Raw genomic sequence first — 23,479 nt, 5'->3', positions numbered from 1 at the left:
CCTAACGCGACACAGTTGACGGGCCGTTAAACCTTTTGTGGTTAAGTCCATGGGCTATGACCCATATTCTTCATGTGCTGGACCACAGCCTGCCACTGCACAGCGGCTACACCTTCCGCACCCGAGCCATCCTGCGGGCGCAGCTGGCCAGGGGCTGGGAGGTGCGCGGCATAACCGGGCATCGCCACAGTGCGACGGGGCCGCTGGAGGAGATGGTCGATGGCCTCCATTTCCACCGCACCCCCGGCGCGCCGGCGACCGGCAATCCGGTGCTGCGCGAATGGCGCGACATTGCCGCCCATGCCGACGCGATCGAGGCACTGGTGCAGCAATGGCGGCCCGACATCATCCACGCCCATTCGCCCGTGCTGAACGCCATCGCCGCGCAGCGCGTCGCCAAGCGCCATGGCATCCCCTTGGTCTATGAAATCCGCGCCTTCTGGGAAGATGCGGCGGTCGGCAACGGCACGGGGACGGAGGGCAGCCCGCGCTACTGGCTGACCCGCCAGCTCGAAACCCATGCCGTGCGCAATGCCGATGCGGTCGCGGTCATCTGCGAAGGGCTGCGCAGCGATCTCGCCACGCGCGGCATCGACCCGGCCAAGATCATCGTGTCGCCCAATGGTGTCGATATGGACCAGTTCGGAACGCCCGTGCCGCGCGATCCGGCGCTGACGGCACAACTGGGCCTGGAAGGGGCGGACGTCGTCGGCTTCATCGGCAGCTTCTATGATTATGAAGGGCTGGACGATCTGATCGCCGCGATGCCGCGACTCGTCCGCGCCCGACCAAAAGCCAAGTTGCTGCTGGTCGGTGGCGGCCCGCGCGAACAGGCTTTGCGCGATCAGGCGCTGGCCTCCCCCTTTGCCGACCATATCGTCTTTGTCGGGCGCGTTCCGCACGATCAGGTCGAACATTATTATGCCCAGATCGACATATTGGCCTATCCGCGCAAGGCGATGCGTCTGACCGATCTGGTCACGCCCCTAAAGCCGCTCGAAGCCATGGCGCAGGGGCAGCTGGTCGCCGCGTCCAGCGTGGGCGGCCATCGCGAACTGATCGAGGATGGCGTCACCGGGACCTTGTTCCCGCCAGACGATCCGGCAGGCATGGCAGCCGCGCTGGCGGGCCTGTTTGCCGATCGCACGATCTGGGACGAACGGCGCGCGCGCGCCCGCGCCTTTGTCGAGCGTGAGCGTAACTGGTCGTCAAACATATTGCGTTACGAACCTGTTTACCAGCGGCTGCTGGCGCGTCCTGCCGGCACGCGCGCGGCGGCCTGAGCGAGGTTTGAAGAAGCAAAGTGGCCATGAAGGCAGCACCGACAAGAGGGATCGCCATCATGGCGCTGGGCGGCCTGGCCGCGGCGCTGTTGGTGCTGTGGATTCCGGTCGGGTTGATCGAAATGGTCGTGGCGTCGAGCGGCCTGTCGGAAAGTTTGCCCGCCGCCGCACCGCCGCTGGGGTTCAAAGCCCGGCTGCTGCTGGCGGGTTTCGCCGCTCTGATGGCGGTGGGACTGATGGGGATGATGCGCCGGCAGGACCGGCCAGCTGAACAAGAAGGGCGCAGGTTGCGCGTCCAGGGAGCAAGAAAAATGGGTTTCGCCTTTTCCAAACTGACCGCGCTGGCGCGGGGACGTGCTGCCCCTGTCGATGACGCCATTCCATCGCTGCGCCGCGCCGATGCGCACCCCGATGCGCCCGCCCGCGCGCCGATCTTCGCCAGCCGCGACTTTAACGGTCTCGACATTTTTGCCCGTCCCGACGCGATCCGCAGGCCGTTGGTGATGCATCCCGAACCGGAGCAGGACGCTATTGTCCCGTCCGCCGGTCTGGTCATGCCCAGCGCGCCCTTGCCGATTGCCGAGGAAGAATTGCCCTTGCCGACCTTCCAGCGGCCCGCCGCGCCGCTGGTCGAGCCGGACGAAGCGCCGCAAGACGCAGCGCCCGTCACGCCCCCGCCGCTTGATCCCATCCCGACCCAGGGTCTGTCGATCACTGAACTGACCCAGCGGCTGGAACGCGGCCTCGCCCTGCGCAGCCGCGCCCCGTCGGCGGAAACAGGCGCCGTGCGGGTCATCGCCGACATGCCGGTCACACCCGCCGTGCCGGTGCGCGACATGGTGGCGCAGGACGCCGACGATGCCCTGCGCGCTGCGCTCGGTGCATTGCGCAGCATGGCTGGCCGGGGGCGCTAACCCCCTACCAGTCCTCGATCGTCAGCGCGGACAGCTCCAGCCAGATTTCATCCTCGCCCTCCCGCACCTCATCAATACTGATGTCGGCGACGAAATGGCGAGGCAGCTGCCATTCCGCGCTTTCTATGCCTTCGACAAAATCGCAGAGTCGCGTTGCAACCTGCGCGCCGGACAGGCGTAGCGCGATGACATGGCGACGCCCCTCGAACAGGGCGCTGGCCCAGGGGCGGCTCACCGCGCGCTCGATCGTCGTCGGCGCGCCAGCGCGCTTGAGCAACTGCTCAAGCAGGCGCGGCAACGGGTCGCGCTGGGTTTTTCCTATCGGTTTGTTTCGGACCAGATTTTCAGGCCGAAATCCATGATGCACGCTTGTCATTGACTGATGCTCCTGCGATATGTGTTCATGAAATGTTCTATTCGTCTCCTCACGCGGTCCCCCGGCTCGCGCCCTTGGCGCAGGTCGAAAACCAGCCGTGGATCGCGCGTGCTGGCGCGACCGAAGGTGGTTGGCGGCATGTCATATTGGCGAAGGAATCGTTCGATCGCATGCAGCAGCATCGGCTTCTTTCTCCCCTGTTGGTCCGACTCGCCCGCTGCAAGCCGATAGGTATATTCCTATCTCTAAGCCAATTTCCTACTTGTCTAGGAAAATTCCTATCATTATGGACTGGATATGGATGAATCGCAGAACGCCCGGATTGCGCTGGATCGGCTGATTGCCGAACGAGGGGAGAATTATGCCGATCTGTCCCGGCTGATCGGTCGCAACCCCGCCTATATCCAGCAGTTCATCAAACGCGGCACCCCGCGCAAACTGGACGAGGCGGACCGGCATGTGCTGGCCCGCTATTTTGGCGTTGCCGAACAGATGCTGGGGGGCAGCGTCGCGCCGGTGGCCATCCCCGCCCGCACGCGGGGGATGCCCGCCGTGGTGGCGGTGCCGCGCCTGGCGCTGGGCGCGTCGGCGGGCGTCGGCACGCTGGACGATGATGAGCGCGCCGCCGGCGTGATGGCGTTCGACGCCCACTGGCTCCGCCATTTGGGGGTACGGCCGCAGCGCGTGTCGATCATCCGCGTCGATGGCGAATCGATGGCGCCGACGCTCAGCGATGGCGACGACATCATGGTCGATCATGACGATGACGCCACCCGGCTGCGCGACGGCGTCTATGTATTGCGGCTCGACGGGGTGCTGATGGTCAAGCGGATCGCGATGGGACCATTGCGCGGGCGCTTCAGCGTCGTCAGCGACAATCTCCATTATCCCGACTGGACCGATATTGACCCGGCGCTGGTGGATATTGTCGGGCGAGTCGTCTGGACCGGCAGGCGTCTGGTTTAGCGGGCGAGGCCTTCCTATCTCTGCGCCAAAGGAGTCCTGATTTGAACGATAATGGCGCGGTGATCCGCAAGGCTGTGGAATGGCGCGGCCCCAGGCTGGCGCTGGCGACGGTGGTGTCGACCTGGGGTTCCGCCCCACGCCCGCGCGGCAGCCATATGATCGTGCATCAGGACGGGCGCTTTGAAGGCAGCATTTCGGGCGGCTGCGTCGAAAACGACGTGCTGCATCGCGCCGCCGAGGTGATCGCCGGGCGCGCCGCCCATGTCGCGACCTATGGCGTGGCCGATGGCGATGCCTGGGAAGTCGGCCTGCCCTGCGGCGGGGAAATAGCCGTCCTCGTCCAGCCGGTGGGGGAGGGTGGCTTTGCCCCCGACCTGTTCGACCGGATCGAGACAGCCAGCGCGCGGGGCCGGGCGCTGACGCTGGCGACCGATCTTGCCAGCGGGGTCACGCGCGAACAGGCGGGCGAGGGCGATTTCCTCAACCGCTATGATCCGCCACGCCGCCTGCTGATCGTCGGAGCAGTGCAGATCGCCCAGTCGCTGGTCCCGCTGGCGCAGGCGATCGGCGTGACCCCGGTGGTGATCGACCCGCGCGGTCGGTTCCTGACCGCGGAACGCTTCCCCGGCGTTGAACTGGACGATCGCTGGCCCGACGAAGCGATCGCGGCGCGCTTTCCCGGCGAATCGACCGCCGTGGTGACGCTCAGCCATGATATCAAGATTGACGATCCGGCGCTGGAGGCCGCGCTGCGCGCGCCCACCGGCTATGTCGCCGCGCTTGGATCGCGCAAGAGCCACGCCGCACGGCTGGAGCGGCTGGCTTGGCAGGGCTTCGGCGCGGATGATCTCGCGCGAATCGACGGCCCGGCGGGACTGGATATCGGCGCGATCGGCGCGGCGGAAATTGCGCTGTCGATCACGGCAGGGATGGTGGCAGGCTTCAACGCCCGGCGCTGAAACAAACTGCCCCCTGCCGCAAGGGATGGGGCAGGGGACACATCCCAGAAGCTGTCGGGCAAAAAGGACGCTGCCGCCTAGCAGGATGATCGCACAGATCAATCCTGTTTTGCGCTTGGTCTGTAACTTTCTGTCCCAGATTGATATTTTACAGTAGTAATATTACGCGGATCAGCAGCATTTTCCGCCATTTTTGCCGCCATAGCGCGCTTCCTGCCGATCGCGAAAAAACTGCGTCCGGTCCATCGCGGGCTGGTCGGGATGATGGGTCAGCATATGGCGCAGATAGGCGTCATAGTCAGGCATCCCGACCATCAGCCGCGCGGTCTGCCGCAACAGGCGCAGAAATCCGCTCATTCCGCCGGCACCAGTTGCGCCGGAATTTCGCGCGCTGTCGGCGCTGCGATTCGCCGCGCGGCAATGCAGGTGCGGATGGTGAAGACCAGCAGCGCCAGCACGACCGACAGGAACAGCGCGACCAGCGCCGCATCGACCCGGTCGTTGAAAATGATGCGCTCCATCTGTGCCATCGATTTGGCCGGGGCCAGCACCTCGCCCGCGTCTGCCGCTGCGCTGAATTTCGCGGCATGAGCCAGAAAACCGACCTTGGCATCAGCCGAAAACAGCTTCAGCCATCCTGCCGACAAAGTGCAGACCAGCAGCCAGGCGGTCGGGATCATCGTCACCCAGGCATAGCGGTCGCGCTTCATGCGGAACAGCACCACCGTCCCCAGCATCAGCGCGATCGCGGCGAGCATCTGGTTCGAAATGCCGAACACCGGCCACAGCGTGTTCACCCCGCCCAGCGGATCGGTGACCCCCTGATGCAGGAAAAAGCCCCAGGCCGCGACCGTCAGCGCGGTGGCGACGATGCCCGGCATATGGCCCTTGCTCTCCTTGAAGCTTGGCACCGCCAGCCCGATCAGATCCTGCAACATGAAGCGCCCGGCGCGCGTCCCTGCGTCCACGGCGGTCAGGATGAACAGCGCCTCGAACAGGATCGCGAAATGATACCAAAAGGCCTTCATGCCCTCGCCGCCGACGACATGGCTGAATATCTCCGCCATCGCCACGGCAAGCGTCGGCGCGCCGCCCGCGCGGCTGATGATGCTATGTTCGCCGACATCTTTCGCCGTCTGGGTGATGAGGTCCGGCGAGATCGGAAAGCCCATGGCGGTAACTGCGGCTGACGCGGTCGCCGCATCGGTGCCGATCAGTGCGGCGGGGCTGTTCATCGTAAAATAGATGCCGGGGTCCAGGATCGACGCACCGACAAGCGCCATGATCGCCACGAACGCCTCCATCAGCATCGCCCCATAGCCGATCACCGGCGCATGACCCTCGCTGGCGATCAGCTTGGGCGTGGTGCCGCTGGAAATCAGCGCATGGAAGCCCGACACCGCGCCGCAGGCGATGGTGATGAACAGGAAGGGGAACAGGCCGCCCGCCCATACCGGCCCGCCGCCATCCACAAACTGCGTCAGCGCCGGCATTTTGAGCGGAGGCGCCATGATGACGATGCCGACCGCCAGCGCCGCGATCGCCCCGATCTTGAGGAAGGTGGACAGATAATCGCGCGGCGCGAGCAGCAGCCATACCGGCAGCACGGAAGCCACCGCGCCATAGCCGATCAATATCCAGCACAGCGTCAGCGGCGTGAAGGTAAACACCGGCCCCCAGAAGGGCGAAGCCGCCACCGCCTGCCCATAGACGATCGCCGCCAGCAGCCCGACCAGCCCCAACAGCGACACTTCGCCGATCCGCCCCGGCCTGATCCAGCGTGTATAGGCCCCCATGATCATCGCCAGCGGCACGGTCGCCGCTACGGTGAACATGCCCCACGGGCTCTCCGCCAGCGCCTTGACCACGATCAGCGCCAGCACCGCCAGGATGATGACCATGATCATGAACGCACCGAACAGGGCGATCGTCCCGGCCCATTGTCCCATTTCCATGCGGATCAGCTCGCCCAGCGACTTGCCGTCGCGGCGCATGGAAATGAACAGGATCATGAAATCCTGCACCGCGCCCGCCAGCACGACCCCGACGATGATCCAGAGCGTGCCGGGCAGATAGCCCATCTGCGCCGCCAGCACCGGCCCGACCAGCGGACCCGCGCCCGCAATCGCCGCGAAATGATGGCCGAACAGGACGGTGCGATCGGTCGCGACATAGTCCAGCCCATCGGCACGGCGCAGCGCCGGGGTGGGCCGCGACGGGTCGAGCCGCATCACATGGCGCGCGATGAACAGCGCATAATAGCGATAAGCGACCAGAAAGCAGCTGACTGCCGCGACGACGATCCACAGCGCATTGACCGCCTCGCCGCGAGACACCGCAACAACGCCCAGCGCGACCGCGCCGATGATAGCGACTGCTATCCAGGGAAGATGGCGGGTCATCATGCTCTCTCACGCTCGTCAGTAGGAAAGGGCGCACAGTAGGGCGCTGAACCGGAAAGACAATCGCTGGCTAATCGCGCCGGGCAAAGGGCCAGTCGATGACATGGGCCGCCCACAGCGCCCACCAGATGATGACCGGCTGCAACGCCAGGCGCGGGCCATGATAGGCCCAGCCCAGATGCACGCCGCCAATCGCTATATTATGGACAGCATGGTTGATATTGGCGGGCCACACGCACAGCGCATAGAGTGCCAGACCAATGCCTGCCGCCTGGCGCAGACGCGGCACCATCAACCCGACCGCACCCGCAATCTCGGCCAGACCGGTCAGGAAAATCACCGTCGCAGGGTAGGGCACCCAGCCCGGCGTGATGGCGATGAAGCCGCCGGGCGACCGTAAATGCGCGACCCCCGCGACCAGATAGGCCAGCGCCAGCACCCACCGCGCGATCCTGCGGGCGCGGCTTTCGTTCACCGCTTGCGCACAAATTCGGCGCGCAGCACCAGCCCCTTGATCCCGTCAAACTTGCAGTCGATTTCCTGCGCATCCCCGGTCAGCCGGATCGACTTGATCAGCGTGCCCCGCTTCAGCGTCTGGCCCGCGCCCTTGACCGTCAGATCCTTGATCAACGTCACCTGATCGCCATCGGCCAGCACATTGCCCACCGAATCGCGCACTTCGACACTGTTCGGCTCACTGTCGGCCTGCATCGCATCGGCGGCGCTGATCCATTCGCCGGTCGCTTCGTCATAGACATAATCGTCGTCGGCCATGGTCATGCGCTCCTGTTCGTTGCGCAGTCCATAGGCGCTGGGGCCGCCAAGCGCCAGCGATCAGCCGATCGTCACCGCTTCCAGCACCGCCGCGCGCAGTTCGGGCAGGCCCATGCCCTTTTCGGCGGACGTAGCGATGATGTCGGGATGGGCGGCGGGGCGCTTGCGAATCGCGTCGGCGGTCGCTTGCGTCACTGCCGCCAGTTCGCTCGCCTTGATCTTGTCCGCCTTGGTCAGGATGATGCGATAGCTCACCGCCGCGCCGTCCAGCATGTCCAGCATGTCGGTATCGACCTCCTTGATGCCGTGGCGGCTGTCGATCAGCACCAGCGCCCGCTTCAATGCCGCGCGGCCGCGCAGATAATCGTTCACCAGGAACTTCCATTTGCGCACCACATCCTTGGGTGCCTTCGCATAGCCATAGCCGGGCATGTCGACCAGGCGGAAGCGCAGCGGCTCACCCACCTCAAAGAAGTTCAGCTCCTGCGTCCGCCCCGGCGTGTTCGACGTGCGGGCCAGATTGTTGCGATTGGTCAGCGCGTTGAGCAGCGATGATTTGCCGACATTGGACCGGCCCGCAAAGGCGACCTCGTTCACTGCCATGTCGGGCAGAAATTCCAGCGTCGGCGCGGATTTGAGGAAGGTGATCGGCCCGGAAAAAACCTTGCGCGCTTCTTCGGTCAGGTCGGTATTGTCTTGGTCGATCATATAAAATCCGTTCGCCCTGAGCCTGTCGAAGGGCCGTTCTTCTCTTCAAGAAGAGCAGGGCTTCGACAAGCTCAGCCCGAACGGCATTAAAGTGCCTACTTCGCGACCGCCGCGTTCAGCACGGGATGCTTGCGATACAGCCACCATTGCTGCGCCATCGACAGGCAGTTGTTGGTGATCCAGTAGACCAGCAGGCCCGCCGCGAACGGCGCCATGATGAACATCATCATCCACGGCATGATCGAGAAAATCTGCTGCTGCATCGGGTCCATCTGCGCGGGGTTCAGCTTGAACTGCAACCACATCGAAATGCCCAGCAGCACCGCCAGCACGCCGATCGCCAGGAAGGATGGCGGGGTGAAGGGCAGCAGGCCAAACAGGTTCAGGATATGCAGCGGGTCCGGCGCGGACAGATCCTTGATCCACAGGATGAAGGGCTGGTGCCGCATTTCGATCGTCAGCATCAGCACCTTGTAGAGCGCGAAGAAGATCGGGATCTGGATGAAGATGGGCAGGCACCCGGCCAGCGGATTGACCTTCTCCGTCTTGTACAGCGCCATCATCTCCTGCTGGAGCTTGGGCTTGTCGTCCTTATACTTCTCCTGCAGCGCCTTCATCTTGGGCTGCACCGCGCGCATCGCCGCCATGCTGGCGAACTGGCGCTGGGCGACCGGGAACATCAGGCCACGCACCACGAAGGTCAGGCAGATGATCGCCACGCCGAAATTGCCCAGCGTCTCGAACAGCCAGTGCAGCAGTGCGAAGATCGGCTGCTCGAACCAGTAGAACCAGCCCCAGTCGATCGCGCGGTCGAACAGCTTGACGCCGTCGCGTTCATAGGCCTGGAGCGTCTTGACCTCCTTGGCGCCGACGAACAGCCGCAACGATTGCGTCACCGCTTTGCCCGGCGCCAGCATCGTCGAATCGAGGGCGACATCGGCCTGATATTGGGTGCCAGCACCTTTACGGAACTGCGCCGCGACATCGGCGTCCTTGCCCGGCACCAGCGCCGACAACCAATATTTGTCGGTAAAGCCGATCCAGCCGCCCTTGGACTGGAAATCGCGGGTGGACGGACCTTCGTCCAGATCCTTGTAGTTCACATCATAATTGGCCGCATTGTTGAACACGCCCATCGGGCCGATATGGATGGTCCAGGTATCGGGGTCCTTGGGGATGCTGCTGCGGCTGATATAGCCATAGGGCTTCACGCCTACCGCGCCGGTGCCGCTGTTGGACACTTTTTGCGCGGCGGAGATCATGTAATTTTCATCGACGCTCAGGCGAATCTCGAACGTCTGGCCAGCGCCATTATTCCAGCTGAGCGTGACGGGACTCGTCGGGGTCAGTTCGCGGCCCTGCGCGGTCCAGACTGTGTCCTTGCCCGGCGTTTTCAGCCCTTCGCCCTGCCAGCCGAAACCGGCGAAATAGGCGTCCTGCGTACCGGCAGGCGAATAGAGGCGCACCGCAGGCGAATCCTTGGCGATCGTCTCGCTATAGGTCGGCAGCACGATGTCATCGATGCGCGCGCCCTTCAGGTTGATCGACCCGTCCAGCTTGGGCGTGCGAATGGGGATGCGCGGGCTTTCCTTCAGCACCAGCGCGCGGTCGCGAATCGCGGTTACACTGTCGGCGGCGGGGTCCGCTGCGGGGTTGGCGACCGCTGTCGTCTTGCCACCCTCTATCTTCGTTGCGGGCGGATTGGCCGCCGGGAAGAAATAGGTCGAAACATAGGGCCAGCCGAACAGGATCGCCGCGGTCAGCAGCACCGCCAGAATAATATTCTTCTTGTCGTCCACGTTGTTCGGCTCCGCCGTCTTATATCTGTGTCAGGGGACCGGGTCATAGCCCGAACCGCCCCATGGGTGGCATCGCATTAGCCGCTTACCCGCCAGCCAGCTACCCTTGATCGCGCCATATTTGCGCACGGCCTGGATCGCATATTCCGAACAGGATGGGGCATAACGGCAGGAAGGGGGCAGGATGCGCGAAGGGCCGATCTGCCAGAAGCGCGCGATCAGGATCAGGATGCGGGCAATCATTTGCCCTTGCCCCGGCCATGACCGGCACGCAGCCCGTTGCGCGGCGGCGCGTCGCCAGGCTGGGCGCGCGCAATCTTGCGCAGCGCCTTTTCCAGTTCGGTGCGCAGCAGGGCGAAATCGCGTTCCTTGCCACCGTCGCGGCCAATCAGCACATGATCGGCACCGGCATAGCCATGCAGCGGCAGCAATTCGCGTGCGAGAACGCGAAAGCGGCGCTTCATCCGGTTACGGATGACGGCGCCGCCAATCTTTTTCGTGACCGTGATGCCAAAGCGCATCGCCGGATCGCCATCGTCGCGTTCGCGCACCAGCAGGACGAATCCCGGCATGGGTGCGCGCTTGCCGCGATTGGCCGCCAGGAAATCGGCCCGCTTGCCCATGATGGCAGGCGCAGCCGAAGGCGGCCCTTCGATCAGGCGCTCAGGCTCTTGCGGCCGCGCGCACGACGGGCGCGGATGATGTTGCGGCCGCCGGGGGTCGCCATGCGGGCGCGATAACCGTGACGGCGCTTCCGAACCAGATTGCTCGGCTGAAAAGTGCGCTTCATCGTTCATTCCTCAAAAAACAACTAGAGAATCGGGCGTGACAAAAAAGGGCCGCCAAAGCAGCGGCCGCATGTTCAGGGGGCGTCCGATAGGCAAATGGGGGGGGGAAGTCAATGGCAGGATGCGCCTGCATCATGCAGTTCGTGCTCCTGCGAAGGCAGGAGCCCAGTCCGGCCTTGCCGCATGACCGCGCGGGCGGAACTGGGTTCCTGCCCGCGCAGAAACACCAGGCTTTCCTACTTCCCCCGCGCCGCCGCGACGCCGCTCTTTAGCGCGTCGAAGCCGACCGCGCCGTTCAGCACCTGGTCGCCAATCACGAAGGTCGGCGTGCCGCTTGCCTGCAATTTCTGGGCAAGCGCGATGTTGGACTGGATTTCTGCGTCATATTTGCTCGATGTGATCGCGGCTTCCGCGTCAGGCTTGCTGATGCCCGCCTTCGCCGCTGCTGCGACGATGGTGTCGCGCGTCACCTTGCCCGCGCCATAGAGCGCCTTGTGATAGGCCATATATTGGCCCCGCTCGGCCGCCAGCAGCGATACTTTGGCCGCGTCGCTGCTTTCTTCCGACAGGATCGGCAGTTCGCGATACACGACCTTCACCTTGGTATCCGACCCTACCAGCTTCGCAAGATCGGGCAGCGATGCGCGGCAATAGCCGCAGGCATAGTCGAAAAATTCAACCACGGTGACGTCGGCATTGGCCGTGCCTTCCCACGCCCCGGCATAGGGTCTTTCCAGCGCCGCGCGATTGTCGGAAATCGTCCCCGACATCCGCTTCGCCTGCAATTTCTCGATTGCCTGCGGGATGATCTCGGGATGCTCAAGGATATAGTCGTGGACGATTTTCTCGATCGCGCTTTTGTCCGTGGCAGTCACGCCAGCGGGAGCCTGCACGGCCAATGCGGTCCCGGCGGCCGCCGCGATAAAGGCGAAAGCGCCAAGGGTCATCTGGATCATCCTGTTGGAAAGGGCCGCGCGGAATGTCGGCCGGTTTTGCTGCGTCATCTTATCGTTTCTTCCGCTGCTGCTCGATCGCCGCGCGCGATACCATGGCGATATCCTGCGCCCGCAGATAGTCAATCGTACCCGGTTTCAGCCCCTGCATCGCCGCGTCGGCGCTGCGCAGCGCCATCGGATGTTCGCCGATCATGGCATAGCGTTCGGCCGTCGCCAGCGCCGCGCGGGTTGTGTCGCCGCGCCGTTCATAGACGACGCCCAGCTGATACCAGGCGAAGGGATTTTCCCGATCGCGCGCCACCGCCAGCCGCAACACCTGCTCGGCCTCGGCAAAATTCGCCTCATCTTCGGTCGCGATCAGCGCATGGGCCAGCAGCACCGAAATCAGCGGCTGGTTGGTCAGCCGCACCGCCTCGCGCAGCGGCGCAACCGCGTCCTTGGGACGGCCGCTTTCCAGCAATATCTGGCCTTTCAGCTCCAGAAAATAGGGGTCGTCCGGCGCCGCCGTCAGCAGCGCGTCCGCTTCATAGAGCGCGCGTTGCGGATAGGCGCTTTTGTGCCAGGCATAGGCTCTGGCATAATGGGCCGGGATCGACTGGTCGCTTTCGGGATGTTTCTGCAAAGTTTGCGTCGGTTCGGACACGAAGCCGACCAGCTTGGCCTTGATCCGCTCGAACCGCTGCTCCAGCCCCCGATCGACCGGCTTTTCCCACGCCGGGTCGACCGTATAGACCTCGCGCAGCACATTGATGCGTTCGCCCGACAGCGGATGGGTGCGGCCATAACTATTGTCCTGCGGGATCGCGAGGCGATATTCCTGATTTTGCAGCTTCTTGAAAAACTCCAGGCTGCCCCGGCCACTGACGCCCGCTGCGCTCAGATAGCGCGCCCCCGCCAGATCGGCGGAGCTTTCCTGCCCGCGCGAAAAGGCCAGGAATTTGGTCATCGCGGCCTGCTGGCCCAGCCCCATAATGCCCATGCCCGCTTCTGCGCCGCCCGCCGCGATGGCGGCGGCACCCAGTACCAGACTCAGCAGCGTGACGCCGGTCGCCTCACGAATCCCCTCGCCAAAGCGGACGATATGGCCACCCTCGATATGCCCCAGTTCATGCGCCACCACGCCCTGCAGCTGGTTCACATTGTCGGCCTGCGCGATCAGCCCGCTATGCACCCACACATATTGGCCGCCCGCGACGAAGGCGTTGATTTCGGGATCGTTGATGACCAGCACTTCAACATTGCGCGGGTCCATACCCGCCGCCTTGACCAAAGGCGCGGACATGTCGGCCATGAAGGCTTCGGTCTCCGCATCGCGCAAGATGCTCTGCGCCAGCGCCGGGCGCGCCATCAGCATGAACGCACCCAGCAGCAGGGCAAGCCATCGGAACAGTCGAACCATCACGCGCCGCCACTGCCATGCAGGCCATGAACAGCCGGTGAAGCGTCGGCCCGAACGAAAAACGCCGCTGCGCACCGGATAGGACCGGACGAGCAGCGGCGTTTTTTCATCAGCGAGCGAGCCGGTCTTTATTGACCGAAGGTACGCTGCCACCAGCCGCGACGCGGCGAGCCATCTTCATTCACGCCTTCGGCTTCGTTTTCCGCTGCCACTGTCTCGGCAGCAGGCGCTTCCTCAGCCACAGCAGGGGCTTCGACGGCAGGTGCCGCTTCTGCTTCCACCGCGATGTCAGCCTTCTTGCGCCGGGTGCGCTTCGGCTTGGCAGGCGCTTCTTCTGCTACCGGCGCTTCGACCACGGCTTCCGGCGCAGCAGCATCAGCCTCGATCTGCGCCTTGGTGCGACGACCACGGCGGGGCTTGGCGGGTGCGGCCTCGGTCACGATCTCGGCAGGGGCTTCGACTGCGACCTCAACCGGCGCTTCCTCGGCGATCGCTTCGGTCACCGGCGCGCTGTCGGCCTTGGGCTTGCGGGCGCGGGGACGACGGCGGGTCTTGGGGGCTTCCTCGGCGGGAGCCTCCTCAACAGTGGCGTCCTCGACCACGGGCGCATCCTCGGTAACCGATTCGGCATCCACGGTTTCTGCACCCGCTTCGGCAGCATTTTCACCACCTTCGCGACGACGACGACCGCCACGGCGACCCCGACGGCCACGACGACGGGCAGCGCCCTCTTCCTCGGTTTCGGCGGTGGTTGCAGTGACTTCGGCCTCGCCTTCGCTGTCCTCCGCCGTGCCTTCTTCGGCATCCGTCGCTTCGGCACCAGCTTCGCCTTCTTCCCCGGCTTCACCCTCGACGCGATTGTCGTCGCGCTGGCCGCCACGACGGCGACGACGGCGACGGCGACGGCGATTGCCATCGCGATCTTCGCCCCGGTCGCCCTGTTCGGCGCGGTCGCCGCGCGGCTCACGCTCGGCAACGACCTCTTCCTCGTCCTCGGCCAGCGCCTCTTCTTCTTCCTCTTCCTCCTCGATCAGGTCGAGATCGTCGTCATCCTGATCCATCGGGGCGTAGGTCACGACCCGTTCGGGGCGCGGGCCGCTCGGTTCGACCGACATGCGCGCGCCTTCAACCTCGCCATCGGGCAGGACGACGATGCTGACGCCGTAGCGCTGCTCAATTTCGTCCAGTTCGCGACGCTTGTTGTTGAGGACATAGAAGGCCGCTTCCTGGCTGGCGCGCAGCGTGATGACGTTGCCGCGACCCCGCGCCGCTTCCTCTTCCAGCATCCGCAGTGCGGACAGGCCGGCCGACGACGCGGTGCGGACCAGACCCGTGCCTTCGCAATGCGGGCATTGGCGGGTCGATGCTTCCAGCACGCCCGTGCGCAGGCGCTGGCGGCTCATTTCCATCAGGCCAAAGCCCGAAATCCGGCCGACCTGGATGCGCGCGCGATCGTCCTTCAGCGCGTCCTTCATCGCCTTCTCGACCTTGCGGATGTTGGAGTTCACCTCCATGTCGATAAAGTCGATGACGACAAGGCCCGCCATGTCGCGCAGGCGCAACTGGCGTGCAATCTCGCGCGCGGCTTCCAGATTGGTCGCAACCGCGGTCTGCTCGATGCCATGTTCGCGGGTCGAGCGGCCGGAGTTGATGTCGATCGACACCAAGGCTTCGGTTGGGTTGATGACCAGATAGCCACCTGATTTGAGCTGCACCACCGGGTTGTACATGGCGGCCAGCTGATCCTCGACCCCCGCGCGCTGGAACAGCGACACCGCGTCGGCATAGCCCTTCACCTTGCGCGCATGGCTGGGCATCAGCAGGCGCATAAAGTCCTTGGCGGCCTTATAGCCATGCTCGCCCTCGACGATGACTTCCTCGATATCCTTATTGTAGATATCGCGGATCGCCCGCTTGATGAGGTCGCTGTCATTGTGGATCAGCGCAGGCGCGGCAGACTTCATCGTATTTTCGCGAATCTCGTCCCACAGCCGGGCGAGATAGTCGAAGTCGCGCTTGATCTCGACCTTGGTGCGCTGAAGCCCAGCGGTGCGTACGATGCAGCCCATCGATGAAGGCAGCGCCATGTCGGCGATGATCGACTTCAACCGCTTGCGGTCCGCCGCATTGCTGATCTTGCGCGAAATGCCGCCGCCGTGCGACGTGTTGGGCATCAATACGCAGTAACGACCGGCCAGCGACAAGTAGCTGGTCAGCGCCGCGCCCTTGTTGCCGCGTTCTTCCTTGACGACCTGGACCAGCAGCACCTGGCGGCGCTTGATGACATCCTGGATCTTGTAACGACGGCGCAGCGCCATCCGCTTGCGGCGCAGTTCGTCGGCGGCATCATCGCCACCCCGGCCACGGCCACGCCCGCGGCCATTGCCGCGTCCGCCATTGCCTTCGGTCTCGCCGCCTTCTGCCGGTTCGCCGCCATCCTGCTCGTCATGGCCGTCCTCATCATCATGATGATGGGTCGCCTCGACGGTCTCGACGCTGCCTTCGCCGTCCTCGTCATCCTCATCGTCGAAATCGGCGCGCAGCGCGGCCTCTTCCTCGGCATGGGCGCGTTCTTCGCGCAACAGCGCTTCACGGTCCTCACGCGGGATCTGATAATAGTCGGGATGGATTTCGCTGAAAGCGAGGAAGCCGTGGCGGTTGCCGCCATAGTCAACGAAGGCGGCCTGCAACGAGGGTTCGACCCGCGTTACCTTGGCCAGATAGATATTGCCCTTGAGCTGCTTGTGCTCAGCGGACTCGAAGTCAAATTCCTCGATCCGGTTACCCTTGACGACCGCGACACGGGTTTCTTCCCGGTGGCGCGCATCGATCAGCATACGCATTGTCATGTAATAGTCTCCGGCGTGGACGGGCTGCGGCACAAGGCCGCGCCGCCACGCGATAGTGAAGGGACGACCACGCGCGCGCCGAAAGGGGCGCAGGTTGCGGCGTCGTCCAGGTTTGAAGGAAATGTTGCGTGTCTGCTGCGTTGGCAGGGCCGGACAAATCGCCGGGCCGGACCATCCACGCCGCATCGCCCGTTACCGGGGCAAGCGTGGAATGGAATTCATGCCTCATGCAGCGTCAACCTGTTACTGGCATCCTTTGGCGCGCAGAGTGCGCGCCGATGCCTCTCTTGATGCCCCGCATCGCCGCCATGAAACAGGCAAGTCTTGCGGGAATGTGAATGGGTAGCAGTCAAAGACCCACGGGGCAACGGCTGCCTGAAATATTATGCCGCCAGTATTTCCAGCATCGCTCTTATCCCCCGTCTTGCTGAAAATCATATTAACCCTCTCATTTTACGGAGCCACAACAGGCTGTGCTTAATCCGGAGTTTAGCGTGGGGACGCTGAACGGATAAGCGCATGACATTTGGCTGGACGGCCCGCATCGATGCGATGCACAAACGGCGCATGTTGCAGAGCCTTGCCCTTGCAAGCACCCTGACGATGGCAGCGCCCGGCAGCGCCGGTGGCATCTATGCCGTCGACGTGCGCGATGATCGCGTCATCGTCCGCTTCGATGATCGGGTCGATGGCGCGTCCGCCTTCCTGCTTGACACGCCACGCCGGATCGCGCTCGACATTAGCGGCGCGCAGGTGGGGCGCGGCCAGTTTGCCCCCGGCAATGGCGCGATCGCCGCCGTGCGTCAGGGTCAGTTGCGCGAAGGCACGGCCCGCGTCGTCCTCGACCTTTCCAGCCCCGCGACGCTGGGCGACGCGCAGATTGCGCCCGACGGCAAATCGCTGAGTTTCCTGCTCAAGGGCGCAACCGACAGCGCGTTTCGCACCGCGGTGGGCCGGGGCCGCACCAATTTCGACGCGCCCGCCAATATGAGCGCCCGGCCGCAAAAGCGGCTCCATTCCATCACCGTGCCGATCCCGTCCATGGCGCGCGGCGTCGCGCTGCCGCCCGTCGAAGGCGCGCGCGACGGCGCCCGCCCGCTGATCGTGATCGATGCTGGCCATGGCGGCCATGATCCGGGCGCGATCAACAAGGAAAATGGCAAGCGCGAAAAGGATGTGACGCTGGCCATTGCCCAGGCGATCCGCGATCAACTGGTCAAGTCCGGCCGCGTCCGCGTGGCGCTGACCCGCGACGATGACAAATATCTCGTGTTGCAGGAACGCTATGGCATCGCCCGCAAGCTGGGCGCGGACCTGTTCATCTCGGTCCATGCCGACGCGGCGGAAAATGCCGAAGCCCATGGCGCGACCGTCTACACCTTGTCCGAAACCGCGTCCGACCGCGAAGCGGCCCGGCTAGCCGCGCGCGAAAACAAGGCCGACATCATCAATGGCGTGAACCTTGGTGGCCAGTCGGGCGACGTCTCCTCGATCCTCATCGACCTGACCCAGCGCGAATCGATGAACATCTCGGCCAGTTTCGCCCGCCTGCTCCAGCGCGAAGCATCGCCCTATGTCCCGTTCCGCAGCGCCTATCACCGCTTCGCATCGCTGATGGTGTTGAAGGCACCCGACACGCCCTCGGTCCTGTTCGAGACCGGCTATATCAGCAATGCCGACGACGCCGCCTTCCTCGCCTCGCGCGAAGGCCAGCAGAAAATCGCCCGCGGCGTCGCCCGCGCGGTAGAAGTCCACTTCGCCCGCAAGCTGGCGATGCATGGGGGTGCGGCAGGGGGCTGATTGCTACCGCCACTAGGAGATATTCATTCACCCTCGACCCCGTTCGGGCTGAGCCTGTCGAAGCCTTGTCCTTCTTCTCTCTTCGCAGGAAGTACAGCCCCCTTCGACTGCCCGCCTGCGGCAGGCGCTCTGGACAGGCTTCGACAGGCTCAGGGCGAACGGTGGGAGGTGAGGCGCGACCCAGCCATGACGCCACGATCGACCGTTCGTTGATCACGGCACTGGCCTTAGTCGCAATTTGACCTTAGAGCCTGATCCGTCATGGAAGAGGCTCGTTCCAATCCGCCCGCATCGTCCTTCGCCTATCGCCTGCGCCGCGACGCAGGGGGCGTGCTGGATCGTCTGCGCCCGCTCTGGCAGCGCCGCCTGTTCCGCTGGGCGGCAATCCTGCTGGGCGGCTTCCTGCTCTTTTGCGCGCTCTTCTGGCTGATCTTCGCGCGCGGCCTGCCCGACGCGGCGACCTTGCTGGAATATGAGCCGCCGCTGCCCACCATCGTGCGCGATATCAATGGCCAGCCCGTCCACAGCTATGCTCGCGAACGGCGTGTCCAGCTGCAATATAGCGATTATCCGACGCTGTTGATCCACGCCTATCTGGCGGCGGAGGACAAGACGTTCTTTGACCATCATGGCGTCGATTTCCCCGGTTTTGCCGGCGCCGTGGTCGACTATGCCAGCAAGCTCGGCTCCGGCCAGCGCGCGCGTGGCGGCTCCACCATCACCCAGCAAGTGGCCAAGAATCTGCTGATCGGCGATGAATATTCGCCCACGCGCAAGGTGAAGGAGATGATCCTGGCCTGGCGCATGGAAAATGTGCTGACCAAGCAGCAGATCCTCGAACTCTATCTCAACCAGATATTTCTGGGTCGTAACGCCTATGGCGTGCAGGCCGCCGCGCGCGCCTATTTCGACAAAGATGTCGCCGACCTCAAGCTCCACGAAATGGCCTATCTCTCGATCCTGCCCAAGGGTCCGGCCAATTACCGCCCCGAAAGCCCGACCGGCCATGCCCGCGCGATCGACCGGCGTAACTGGGCGCTCGGCGAAATGGTCAAGAGCAACTGGATCACGCCCGCCCAGCGCGACGCGGCGATGGCGCAGCCGCTTGGCACCGTCGCGATGCACGGCTCCGGCTTCGATGCGCGCGCGGGCGGCTATTATATGGAAGAGGTGCGCCGCCGCCTGATCGCCCTGTTCGGGGAAAAGGCGAGCGATGGTCCCAACAGCATCTATGCCGGTGGCCTGTGGGTGCGCAGCCCCTATGATCCGGTGGTGCAGGAAAGTACCCAGAACGCCCTGCGCGGCGGTCTGCTGCGCTTTGACGCCGGGCGCGGCTGGTCCGGCCCGGTCGGCCATCTCAATATCGACAATGGTTGGGAGCGGGAACTGGCTGCCAGCTATATCGACGTCGATTATGCACAATGGCGCGTCGCTGTGGTCGTCAGCCGCACATCGACTGACGCCCAACTTGGCTTTTCCGACGGCAGCACCGGCACGCTCCCCGCCAGCGCCGCGCAGACCCCCTATCGCAAGACCGGCGGTCCTGCCTTCTCCGCGATGAAGCCCGGCGACCTGATCGTCGTCGCGCGCAACGGGGGAAGCTGGGCGCTGCGCTCCATCCCCGAAGTATCGGGCGGCATGGTGGTGGAGGAAGTCCATTCGGGCCGCATCCGCGCGATGCAGGGCGGCTTTGATTCGCGCCTCTCCAGCTACAACCGCGCAACCCAGGCGCTGCGCCAGCCCGGCTCTACCATCAAGCCGTTCGTCTATGCTGCCGCGCTCGATGGCGGCATGACCCCGGCCTCGATCATCGTCGATGGTCCCTTGTGCGTCTATCAGGGCGCGGGCCTTGGCCAGAAATGCTTTCGCAACTTTTCCGGCGGCAGCGCCGGGCCGCAGACGATGCGCTGGGGCGTCGAACAATCGCGTAACCTGATGACCGTGCGCGCCGCCAGCCAGACCGGCATGGAACGGGTCGTCCGCACCATAAAGGGCATGGGTATCGGCGATTATCAGCCCTATCTCTCCTTCGCGCTGGGTGCGGGTGAAACTACGGTCGAACGCATGGTCAACGCCTATGCGACGCTCGCCAATCAGGGGCGGCAATTTCCCTCACGGGTGATGGATTATGTGCAGGACCGGCGCGGCAAGGTGATCTGGCCCGAACGCTGGCGCGCCTGCGAAGGCTGCAACGCGGCCAATTGGGACGGCAAGCCGATGCCGCGCTTCGGTTTTGAAGGCAAGCAGGTGATGAACCCGATGACCGCCTATCAGGTCGTCCACATCACCGAAGGCGTGGTCCAGCGCGGCACCGCCACGGTACTGGCCGACCTTAACCGCCCGCTGTTCGGCAAGACCGGCACCACCAACGGCCCGACCAATGTCTGGTTCGTCGGCGGATCGCCCGATCTCGTCGCGGGCGTCTATATCGGTTACGACCAGCCGCGCAGCCTTGGCGGCTGGGCGCAGGGCGGCCGCATCGCCGCGCCGATCTGGAAAGCGGCGATGGCCCCCATATTGGAAACCATGCCAAAGACGCCCTTCGTCGCCCCTGCGGGCATCCGGATGGTTGCGATCGACCGGCGTTCGGGCAAGCGGGTCTATGGCGCCTGGCCGACCAGCGAACCCAAGGCCGCGGTCATCTGGGAAGCCTTCAAACCCGAATCCGAACCCCGCCGCACCATACGCAAGGAAGAGGCGGAGGAGCTGGCCAAGGTCGCCGCCACCCGCGCCGCCGCCCGTACCAGAGCGCGCACCGACAGCGACTTCCTGTCCGATCAGGGCGGGATTTATTGAAATCACCCCAACACCGTTCGGGCTGAGCCTGTCGAAGCCCTGTTCTTCTTGACGAAAAGCGATTTACGCAAGAAAGGACGGCCCTTCGACATTGAAGCGAGACAAGTGGCTCGTGGAAACAGGGCGAACGGCTAGAGAGCCTTCTCTTTCGGGCCGAGTTTTTGGAGACCTCCCATGCGCGCCGAAGCGCTGCAATATATTGATCGCATCGACGCCGCGCTGGCCCTGCTGCGCCAGTCGCTCGACTGGGACCGCGCGCTGCGCCGCCTTGACGAGCTGAACGCGCGCGTCGAGGACCCCACGCTATGGGACAATGCGAAGCTGGCGCAGGAGGTCATGCGGGAGCGGACCCGGCTGGACAGCGCCATCGGCGCGACCCGCGCGATCGCCTCGGAAAAGTCCGACACCGCCGAACTCATCGAAATGGCAGAGGCCGAGGGTGACGAGGAGATGGTGTCCGAAGCCATTGCCGCCCTGAAGGCGCTGGCCGACCGCGCGGACGAGGACAAGATCAAGGCGCTGCTGTCAGGCGAGGCCGATGGCAGCGACACCTATCTGGAAATTCACGCCGGGGCTGGCGGCACGGAGAGCCAGGACTGGGCCGAAATCCTCAGCCGCATGTATCGCCGCTGGGCCGAACGGCGCGGCTATAAGGTCGAACTGGTCGATTATCAGGCGGGCGATCAGGCAGGCATCAAGTCCGCCACCTTCCTGATCAAGGGCGAAAATGCCTATGGCTATGCCAAGACCGAAAGCGGCGTCCATCGCTTGGTCCGCATCAGCCCCTATGACAGCGCCGCGCGTCGCCATACCAGCTTCTCGTCGGTCTGGGTCTATCCGGTGATCGACGATGATATCGATATCGAGGTCAAGGAAAGCGACCTCAAGATCGACACCTATCGCGCGTCCGGCGCAGGTGGACAGCACGTCAATACGACCGATTCGGCCGTCCGCATCACTCACGTTCCGTCGGGCATCATCGTCGCGTCGCAGAATGACCGGTCGCAGCACAAGAACCGCGCCACCGCGATGAACATGCTCAAGGCGCGGCTCTACGAAGCGGAACTGGCCAAGCGCGAAGCCGTGACCGCAGGCGAATATGCGGCCAAGACCGAGATTGGCTGGGGCCACCAGATCCGTTCCTATGTGCTGCAACCCTATCAGCTGGTGAAGGATCTGCGCACCGGCGTCACCTCGACTGCGCCCGACGATGTGCTGGACGGCGCGCTCGATCCGTTCATGGCCGCCGCCTTGAGCCAGAAGGTCACCGGCGAAAGCGTCGATGTCGAGGATGTCGACTGATGCCATGGCGGGTGGCTCTGGCGGGCGTGCTTGCCTTGCTGGCCGCCTGCGATCGCCTGTCGCCCGGTAACGAAGCGGAGCGCGCGCCCGCCGCCTCGCCATTCCCGCTGGCCGATCGCCCTGTCGCCCCGATCGTATCGACCCGCTGGTCGAGCGAGGAGGCGCGCGACCGGGTGAATGAGGCGGAGGATATCATGGACCGCGCCGGTATCCTTCCCGGCATGACCGTGGCGGACATTGGCGCGGGCGAGGGCTATTATACCGTCCGCCTCGCCACCCGCGTCGGCAAAAGCGGGCGAGTATTGGCCGAGGATATCATGCCCGAAGTGATCGAGGCGTTGTCCCGCCGCATCACCCGCGAAAAACTGGACAATGTCAGCGTCAAGCTGGGTGCGCCGGAAGATCCGCGCCTGCCGGTCAACAGTTTCGACCGCATATTGATGGTCCATATGTATCATGAGATTGCCGAGCCATACGCTTTCCTCTGGCACCTCAGCCCCGCGTTGAAAAAGGATGGCGAGCTGATCGTGGTCGATGCCAACAGGCCGACCGAGCAGCATGGCACGCCGCCGCGCCTGCTCGCCTGCGAACTGGCGGCGATGGGCTTCCGTCTGGAAGAGGTCATCCCCAAGCCGACCGCAGGCGGCTATCTCGCCCGCTTCCGCCGCATCGCCGCGCGACCAGACCCGGCTAGCATCGTCCCTTGCACCTTCCGCAGTGAAAATCAGGGTTAACACGGCCCTGATCCTGTCTGGTGATTGGCTGTTGTTTGCCGTTGCAATATACAGATGTCGGGGAGGTTCCCTTCATGACCGATCATGGTTCGCTCGCCCCGTCCGGGCCTAAACCGCGCATCGCCGCGCGGCACAAGATGTTCGAGCCGGTGGTGTTGCGCCTGCGCGGTATGCCGCTGCGCGCGCATATATTGGACCTGTCGACAACGGGGGCGCTCGCCCATTGCGATCATCCCCCGCAAGCGGGTGATCGCGTCAGGATAGAGGCGGAAGGGATTGCCGCCATGGCCCATGTCGTGTGGGTCCGGGCCAAACGCTTTGGGCTGCATTTCGACATAGCCCTGTCCGACGCCATAGTGCAGCAGGTCGTGCGCGGGGGCTAGAGCGTGATCACTTTACCTTGACCCGTTCGTTTCGAGCGAAGTCGAGAAACCGCGCGCGACCGTTTCTCGACTTCGCTCGAAACGAACGGAGGTTGGGGTTTCAACCTGAAGTCATCAGGCTCTAACCCTTGCGCCGCCAGCGCCGGAACAGCGATACGCCCAGCACCCCGCCGCCGACCACCGCCGCGATCGCCCCGCCCGCAGACGCCAGTGCCCATGCGCCCGCCGCCAGTAGCCCGGTCAGAAAATCGACGATGATGAGGGTGAGGTGGATCATTCAGGAAGGACGGG

At 64.3% G+C, this 23,479-nt stretch carries 24 protein-coding genes; 9 read left to right on the top strand and 15 right to left on the bottom strand.

Translation table 11 applies throughout. From position 1 onward, the window contains the following. The first annotated feature begins 56 nt into the window (after positions 1 to 56). Together Q0D44_RS04575 and Q0D44_RS04570 are read left to right on the top strand one after the other, a co-directional pair. Positions 57 to 1,283 carry a TIGR04063 family PEP-CTERM/XrtA system glycosyltransferase gene (locus Q0D44_RS04575; RefSeq protein ID WP_294133031.1) on the top strand — a complete coding sequence of 409 codons (1,227 nt, stop codon included), beginning with the start codon at positions 57 to 59 and terminating at the stop codon, positions 1,281 to 1,283. 59 nt (positions 1,284 to 1,342) lie between these two features. Continuing rightward, complete coding sequence (locus tag Q0D44_RS04570; RefSeq protein WP_294133221.1) at positions 1,343 to 2,197, top strand: hypothetical protein; 855 nt, start codon at positions 1,343 to 1,345, stop codon at positions 2,195 to 2,197. Positions 2,198 to 2,201: 4 nt separating this feature from the next. Here the strand turns inward: Q0D44_RS04570 and Q0D44_RS04565 are convergent, their stop codons facing one another. Both Q0D44_RS04565 and Q0D44_RS04560 read right to left on the bottom strand, forming a co-directional pair. After that, positions 2,202 to 2,573 carry a hypothetical protein gene (locus tag Q0D44_RS04565; RefSeq protein WP_294133028.1) on the bottom strand — a complete coding sequence of 124 codons (372 nt, stop codon included), beginning with the start codon at positions 2,571 to 2,573 and terminating at the stop codon, positions 2,202 to 2,204. Further along, positions 2,570 to 2,755, bottom strand: coding sequence for a hypothetical protein (locus tag Q0D44_RS04560; RefSeq protein ID WP_119744832.1), 186 nt, complete (start codon positions 2,753 to 2,755; stop codon positions 2,570 to 2,572). Before Q0D44_RS04560 ends, Q0D44_RS04565 begins: the two co-directional genes overlap by 4 nt. A gap of 115 nt (positions 2,756 to 2,870) precedes the next feature. On the opposite strand from Q0D44_RS04560, the gene Q0D44_RS04555 reads away from it, so the two are divergent. Together Q0D44_RS04555 and Q0D44_RS04550 are read left to right on the top strand one after the other, a co-directional pair. Further along, on the top strand, positions 2,871 to 3,539 hold the full coding sequence (locus tag Q0D44_RS04555; RefSeq protein WP_294133023.1) for a S24 family peptidase: 669 nt from the start codon (positions 2,871 to 2,873) through the stop codon (positions 3,537 to 3,539). A gap of 41 nt (positions 3,540 to 3,580) precedes the next feature. After that, the gene (locus Q0D44_RS04550) at positions 3,581 to 4,498 is read left to right on the top strand and encodes an XdhC family protein (RefSeq protein WP_294133020.1); all 918 of its coding nucleotides are present in this window, start codon (positions 3,581 to 3,583) and stop codon (positions 4,496 to 4,498) included. Positions 4,499 to 4,669: 171 nt separating this feature from the next. Here the strand turns inward: Q0D44_RS04550 and Q0D44_RS04545 are convergent, their stop codons facing one another. From Q0D44_RS04545 to Q0D44_RS04490, 12 genes are all read right to left on the bottom strand, one after another. Then, on the bottom strand, positions 4,670 to 4,855 hold the full coding sequence (locus Q0D44_RS04545; RefSeq protein WP_294133017.1) for a YbdD/YjiX family protein: 186 nt from the start codon (positions 4,853 to 4,855) through the stop codon (positions 4,670 to 4,672). Further along, on the bottom strand, positions 4,852 to 6,900 hold the full coding sequence (locus Q0D44_RS04540) for a carbon starvation CstA family protein (RefSeq protein ID WP_294133218.1): 2,049 nt from the start codon (positions 6,898 to 6,900) through the stop codon (positions 4,852 to 4,854). The genes Q0D44_RS04545 and Q0D44_RS04540 overlap by 4 nt, the downstream gene beginning before the upstream one ends. A 70-nt stretch (positions 6,901 to 6,970) precedes the next feature. After that, positions 6,971 to 7,375, bottom strand: coding sequence for a DoxX family protein (locus tag Q0D44_RS04535; protein ID WP_294133014.1), 405 nt, complete (start codon positions 7,373 to 7,375; stop codon positions 6,971 to 6,973). Next, a complete protein-coding gene (locus tag Q0D44_RS04530) occupies positions 7,372 to 7,674 on the bottom strand; it encodes an alkylphosphonate utilization protein (protein ID WP_294133210.1) in 303 nt (100 codons plus the stop codon). The genes Q0D44_RS04535 and Q0D44_RS04530 overlap by 4 nt, the downstream gene beginning before the upstream one ends. 60 nt (positions 7,675 to 7,734) lie before the next feature. Beyond that, the gene (gene yihA / locus Q0D44_RS04525) at positions 7,735 to 8,382 is read right to left on the bottom strand and encodes a ribosome biogenesis GTP-binding protein YihA/YsxC (RefSeq protein WP_294133011.1); all 648 of its coding nucleotides are present in this window, start codon (positions 8,380 to 8,382) and stop codon (positions 7,735 to 7,737) included. Positions 8,383 to 8,477: 95 nt separating this feature from the next. After that, on the bottom strand, positions 8,478 to 10,181 hold the full coding sequence (gene yidC / locus Q0D44_RS04520; RefSeq protein WP_294133008.1) for a membrane protein insertase YidC: 1,704 nt from the start codon (positions 10,179 to 10,181) through the stop codon (positions 8,478 to 8,480). Positions 10,182 to 10,211: 30 nt separating this feature from the next. After that, positions 10,212 to 10,424: a membrane protein insertion efficiency factor YidD gene (gene yidD / locus Q0D44_RS04515; RefSeq protein ID WP_006959078.1), complete on the bottom strand. Its 213-nt coding sequence runs from the start codon at positions 10,422 to 10,424 to the stop codon at positions 10,212 to 10,214. Beyond that, on the bottom strand, positions 10,421 to 10,804 hold the full coding sequence (rnpA, locus tag Q0D44_RS04510; RefSeq protein WP_294133003.1) for a ribonuclease P protein component: 384 nt from the start codon (positions 10,802 to 10,804) through the stop codon (positions 10,421 to 10,423). The genes yidD and rnpA overlap by 4 nt, the downstream gene beginning before the upstream one ends. Positions 10,805 to 10,836: 32 nt before the next feature. Next, complete coding sequence (gene rpmH / locus Q0D44_RS04505; RefSeq protein WP_006959075.1) at positions 10,837 to 10,971, bottom strand: 50S ribosomal protein L34; 135 nt, start codon at positions 10,969 to 10,971, stop codon at positions 10,837 to 10,839. A 234-nt stretch (positions 10,972 to 11,205) separates the two neighbouring features. Beyond that, the gene (locus tag Q0D44_RS04500) at positions 11,206 to 11,973 is read right to left on the bottom strand and encodes a DsbA family protein (protein ID WP_294133000.1); all 768 of its coding nucleotides are present in this window, start codon (positions 11,971 to 11,973) and stop codon (positions 11,206 to 11,208) included. 1 nt (position 11,974) lies between these two features. Further along, positions 11,975 to 13,324 (bottom strand): M48 family metalloprotease, encoded by a 1,350-nt coding sequence (locus tag Q0D44_RS04495; RefSeq protein WP_294132996.1) that lies wholly within the window; start codon positions 13,322 to 13,324, stop codon positions 11,975 to 11,977. 128 nt (positions 13,325 to 13,452) lie between these two features. Then, the gene (locus Q0D44_RS04490) at positions 13,453 to 16,173 is read right to left on the bottom strand and encodes a ribonuclease E/G (protein ID WP_294132993.1); all 2,721 of its coding nucleotides are present in this window, start codon (positions 16,171 to 16,173) and stop codon (positions 13,453 to 13,455) included. 519 nt (positions 16,174 to 16,692) lie between these two features. On the opposite strand from Q0D44_RS04490, the gene Q0D44_RS04485 reads away from it, so the two are divergent. From Q0D44_RS04485 to Q0D44_RS04465, 5 genes are all read left to right on the top strand, one after another. Then, positions 16,693 to 17,973 (top strand): N-acetylmuramoyl-L-alanine amidase, encoded by a 1,281-nt coding sequence (locus tag Q0D44_RS04485; RefSeq protein WP_294132990.1) that lies wholly within the window; start codon positions 16,693 to 16,695, stop codon positions 17,971 to 17,973. Between the two features lie 261 nt (positions 17,974 to 18,234). Then, positions 18,235 to 20,769: a transglycosylase domain-containing protein gene (locus tag Q0D44_RS04480; protein ID WP_294132988.1), complete on the top strand. Its 2,535-nt coding sequence runs from the start codon at positions 18,235 to 18,237 to the stop codon at positions 20,767 to 20,769. Between the two features lie 174 nt (positions 20,770 to 20,943). Continuing rightward, on the top strand, positions 20,944 to 22,071 hold the full coding sequence (gene prfB / locus Q0D44_RS04475) for a peptide chain release factor 2 (RefSeq protein ID WP_119744800.1): 1,128 nt from the start codon (positions 20,944 to 20,946) through the stop codon (positions 22,069 to 22,071). Then, the gene (locus Q0D44_RS04470) at positions 22,071 to 22,805 is read left to right on the top strand and encodes a methyltransferase domain-containing protein (RefSeq protein ID WP_294132984.1); all 735 of its coding nucleotides are present in this window, start codon (positions 22,071 to 22,073) and stop codon (positions 22,803 to 22,805) included. The genes prfB and Q0D44_RS04470 overlap by 1 nt, the downstream gene beginning before the upstream one ends. A gap of 74 nt (positions 22,806 to 22,879) precedes the next feature. Further along, the gene (locus tag Q0D44_RS04465) at positions 22,880 to 23,188 is read left to right on the top strand and encodes a PilZ domain-containing protein (protein WP_294132981.1); all 309 of its coding nucleotides are present in this window, start codon (positions 22,880 to 22,882) and stop codon (positions 23,186 to 23,188) included. A gap of 121 nt (positions 23,189 to 23,309) precedes the next feature. Here Q0D44_RS04465 and Q0D44_RS04460 read toward each other — a convergent pair whose 3' ends face one another. After that, on the bottom strand, positions 23,310 to 23,465 hold the full coding sequence (locus Q0D44_RS04460; protein WP_006951571.1) for a hypothetical protein: 156 nt from the start codon (positions 23,463 to 23,465) through the stop codon (positions 23,310 to 23,312). Positions 23,466 to 23,479: the final 14 nt, after the last annotated feature.

The organism is Sphingobium sp. (genome assembly GCA_023266575.1).
In the GTDB taxonomy this organism is placed as follows: domain Bacteria; phylum Pseudomonadota; class Alphaproteobacteria; order Sphingomonadales; family Sphingomonadaceae; genus Sphingobium.
The sequence above is the reverse complement of the archived record's forward strand: the minus strand, read 5'-3'. Positions and strand labels throughout refer to the sequence as shown.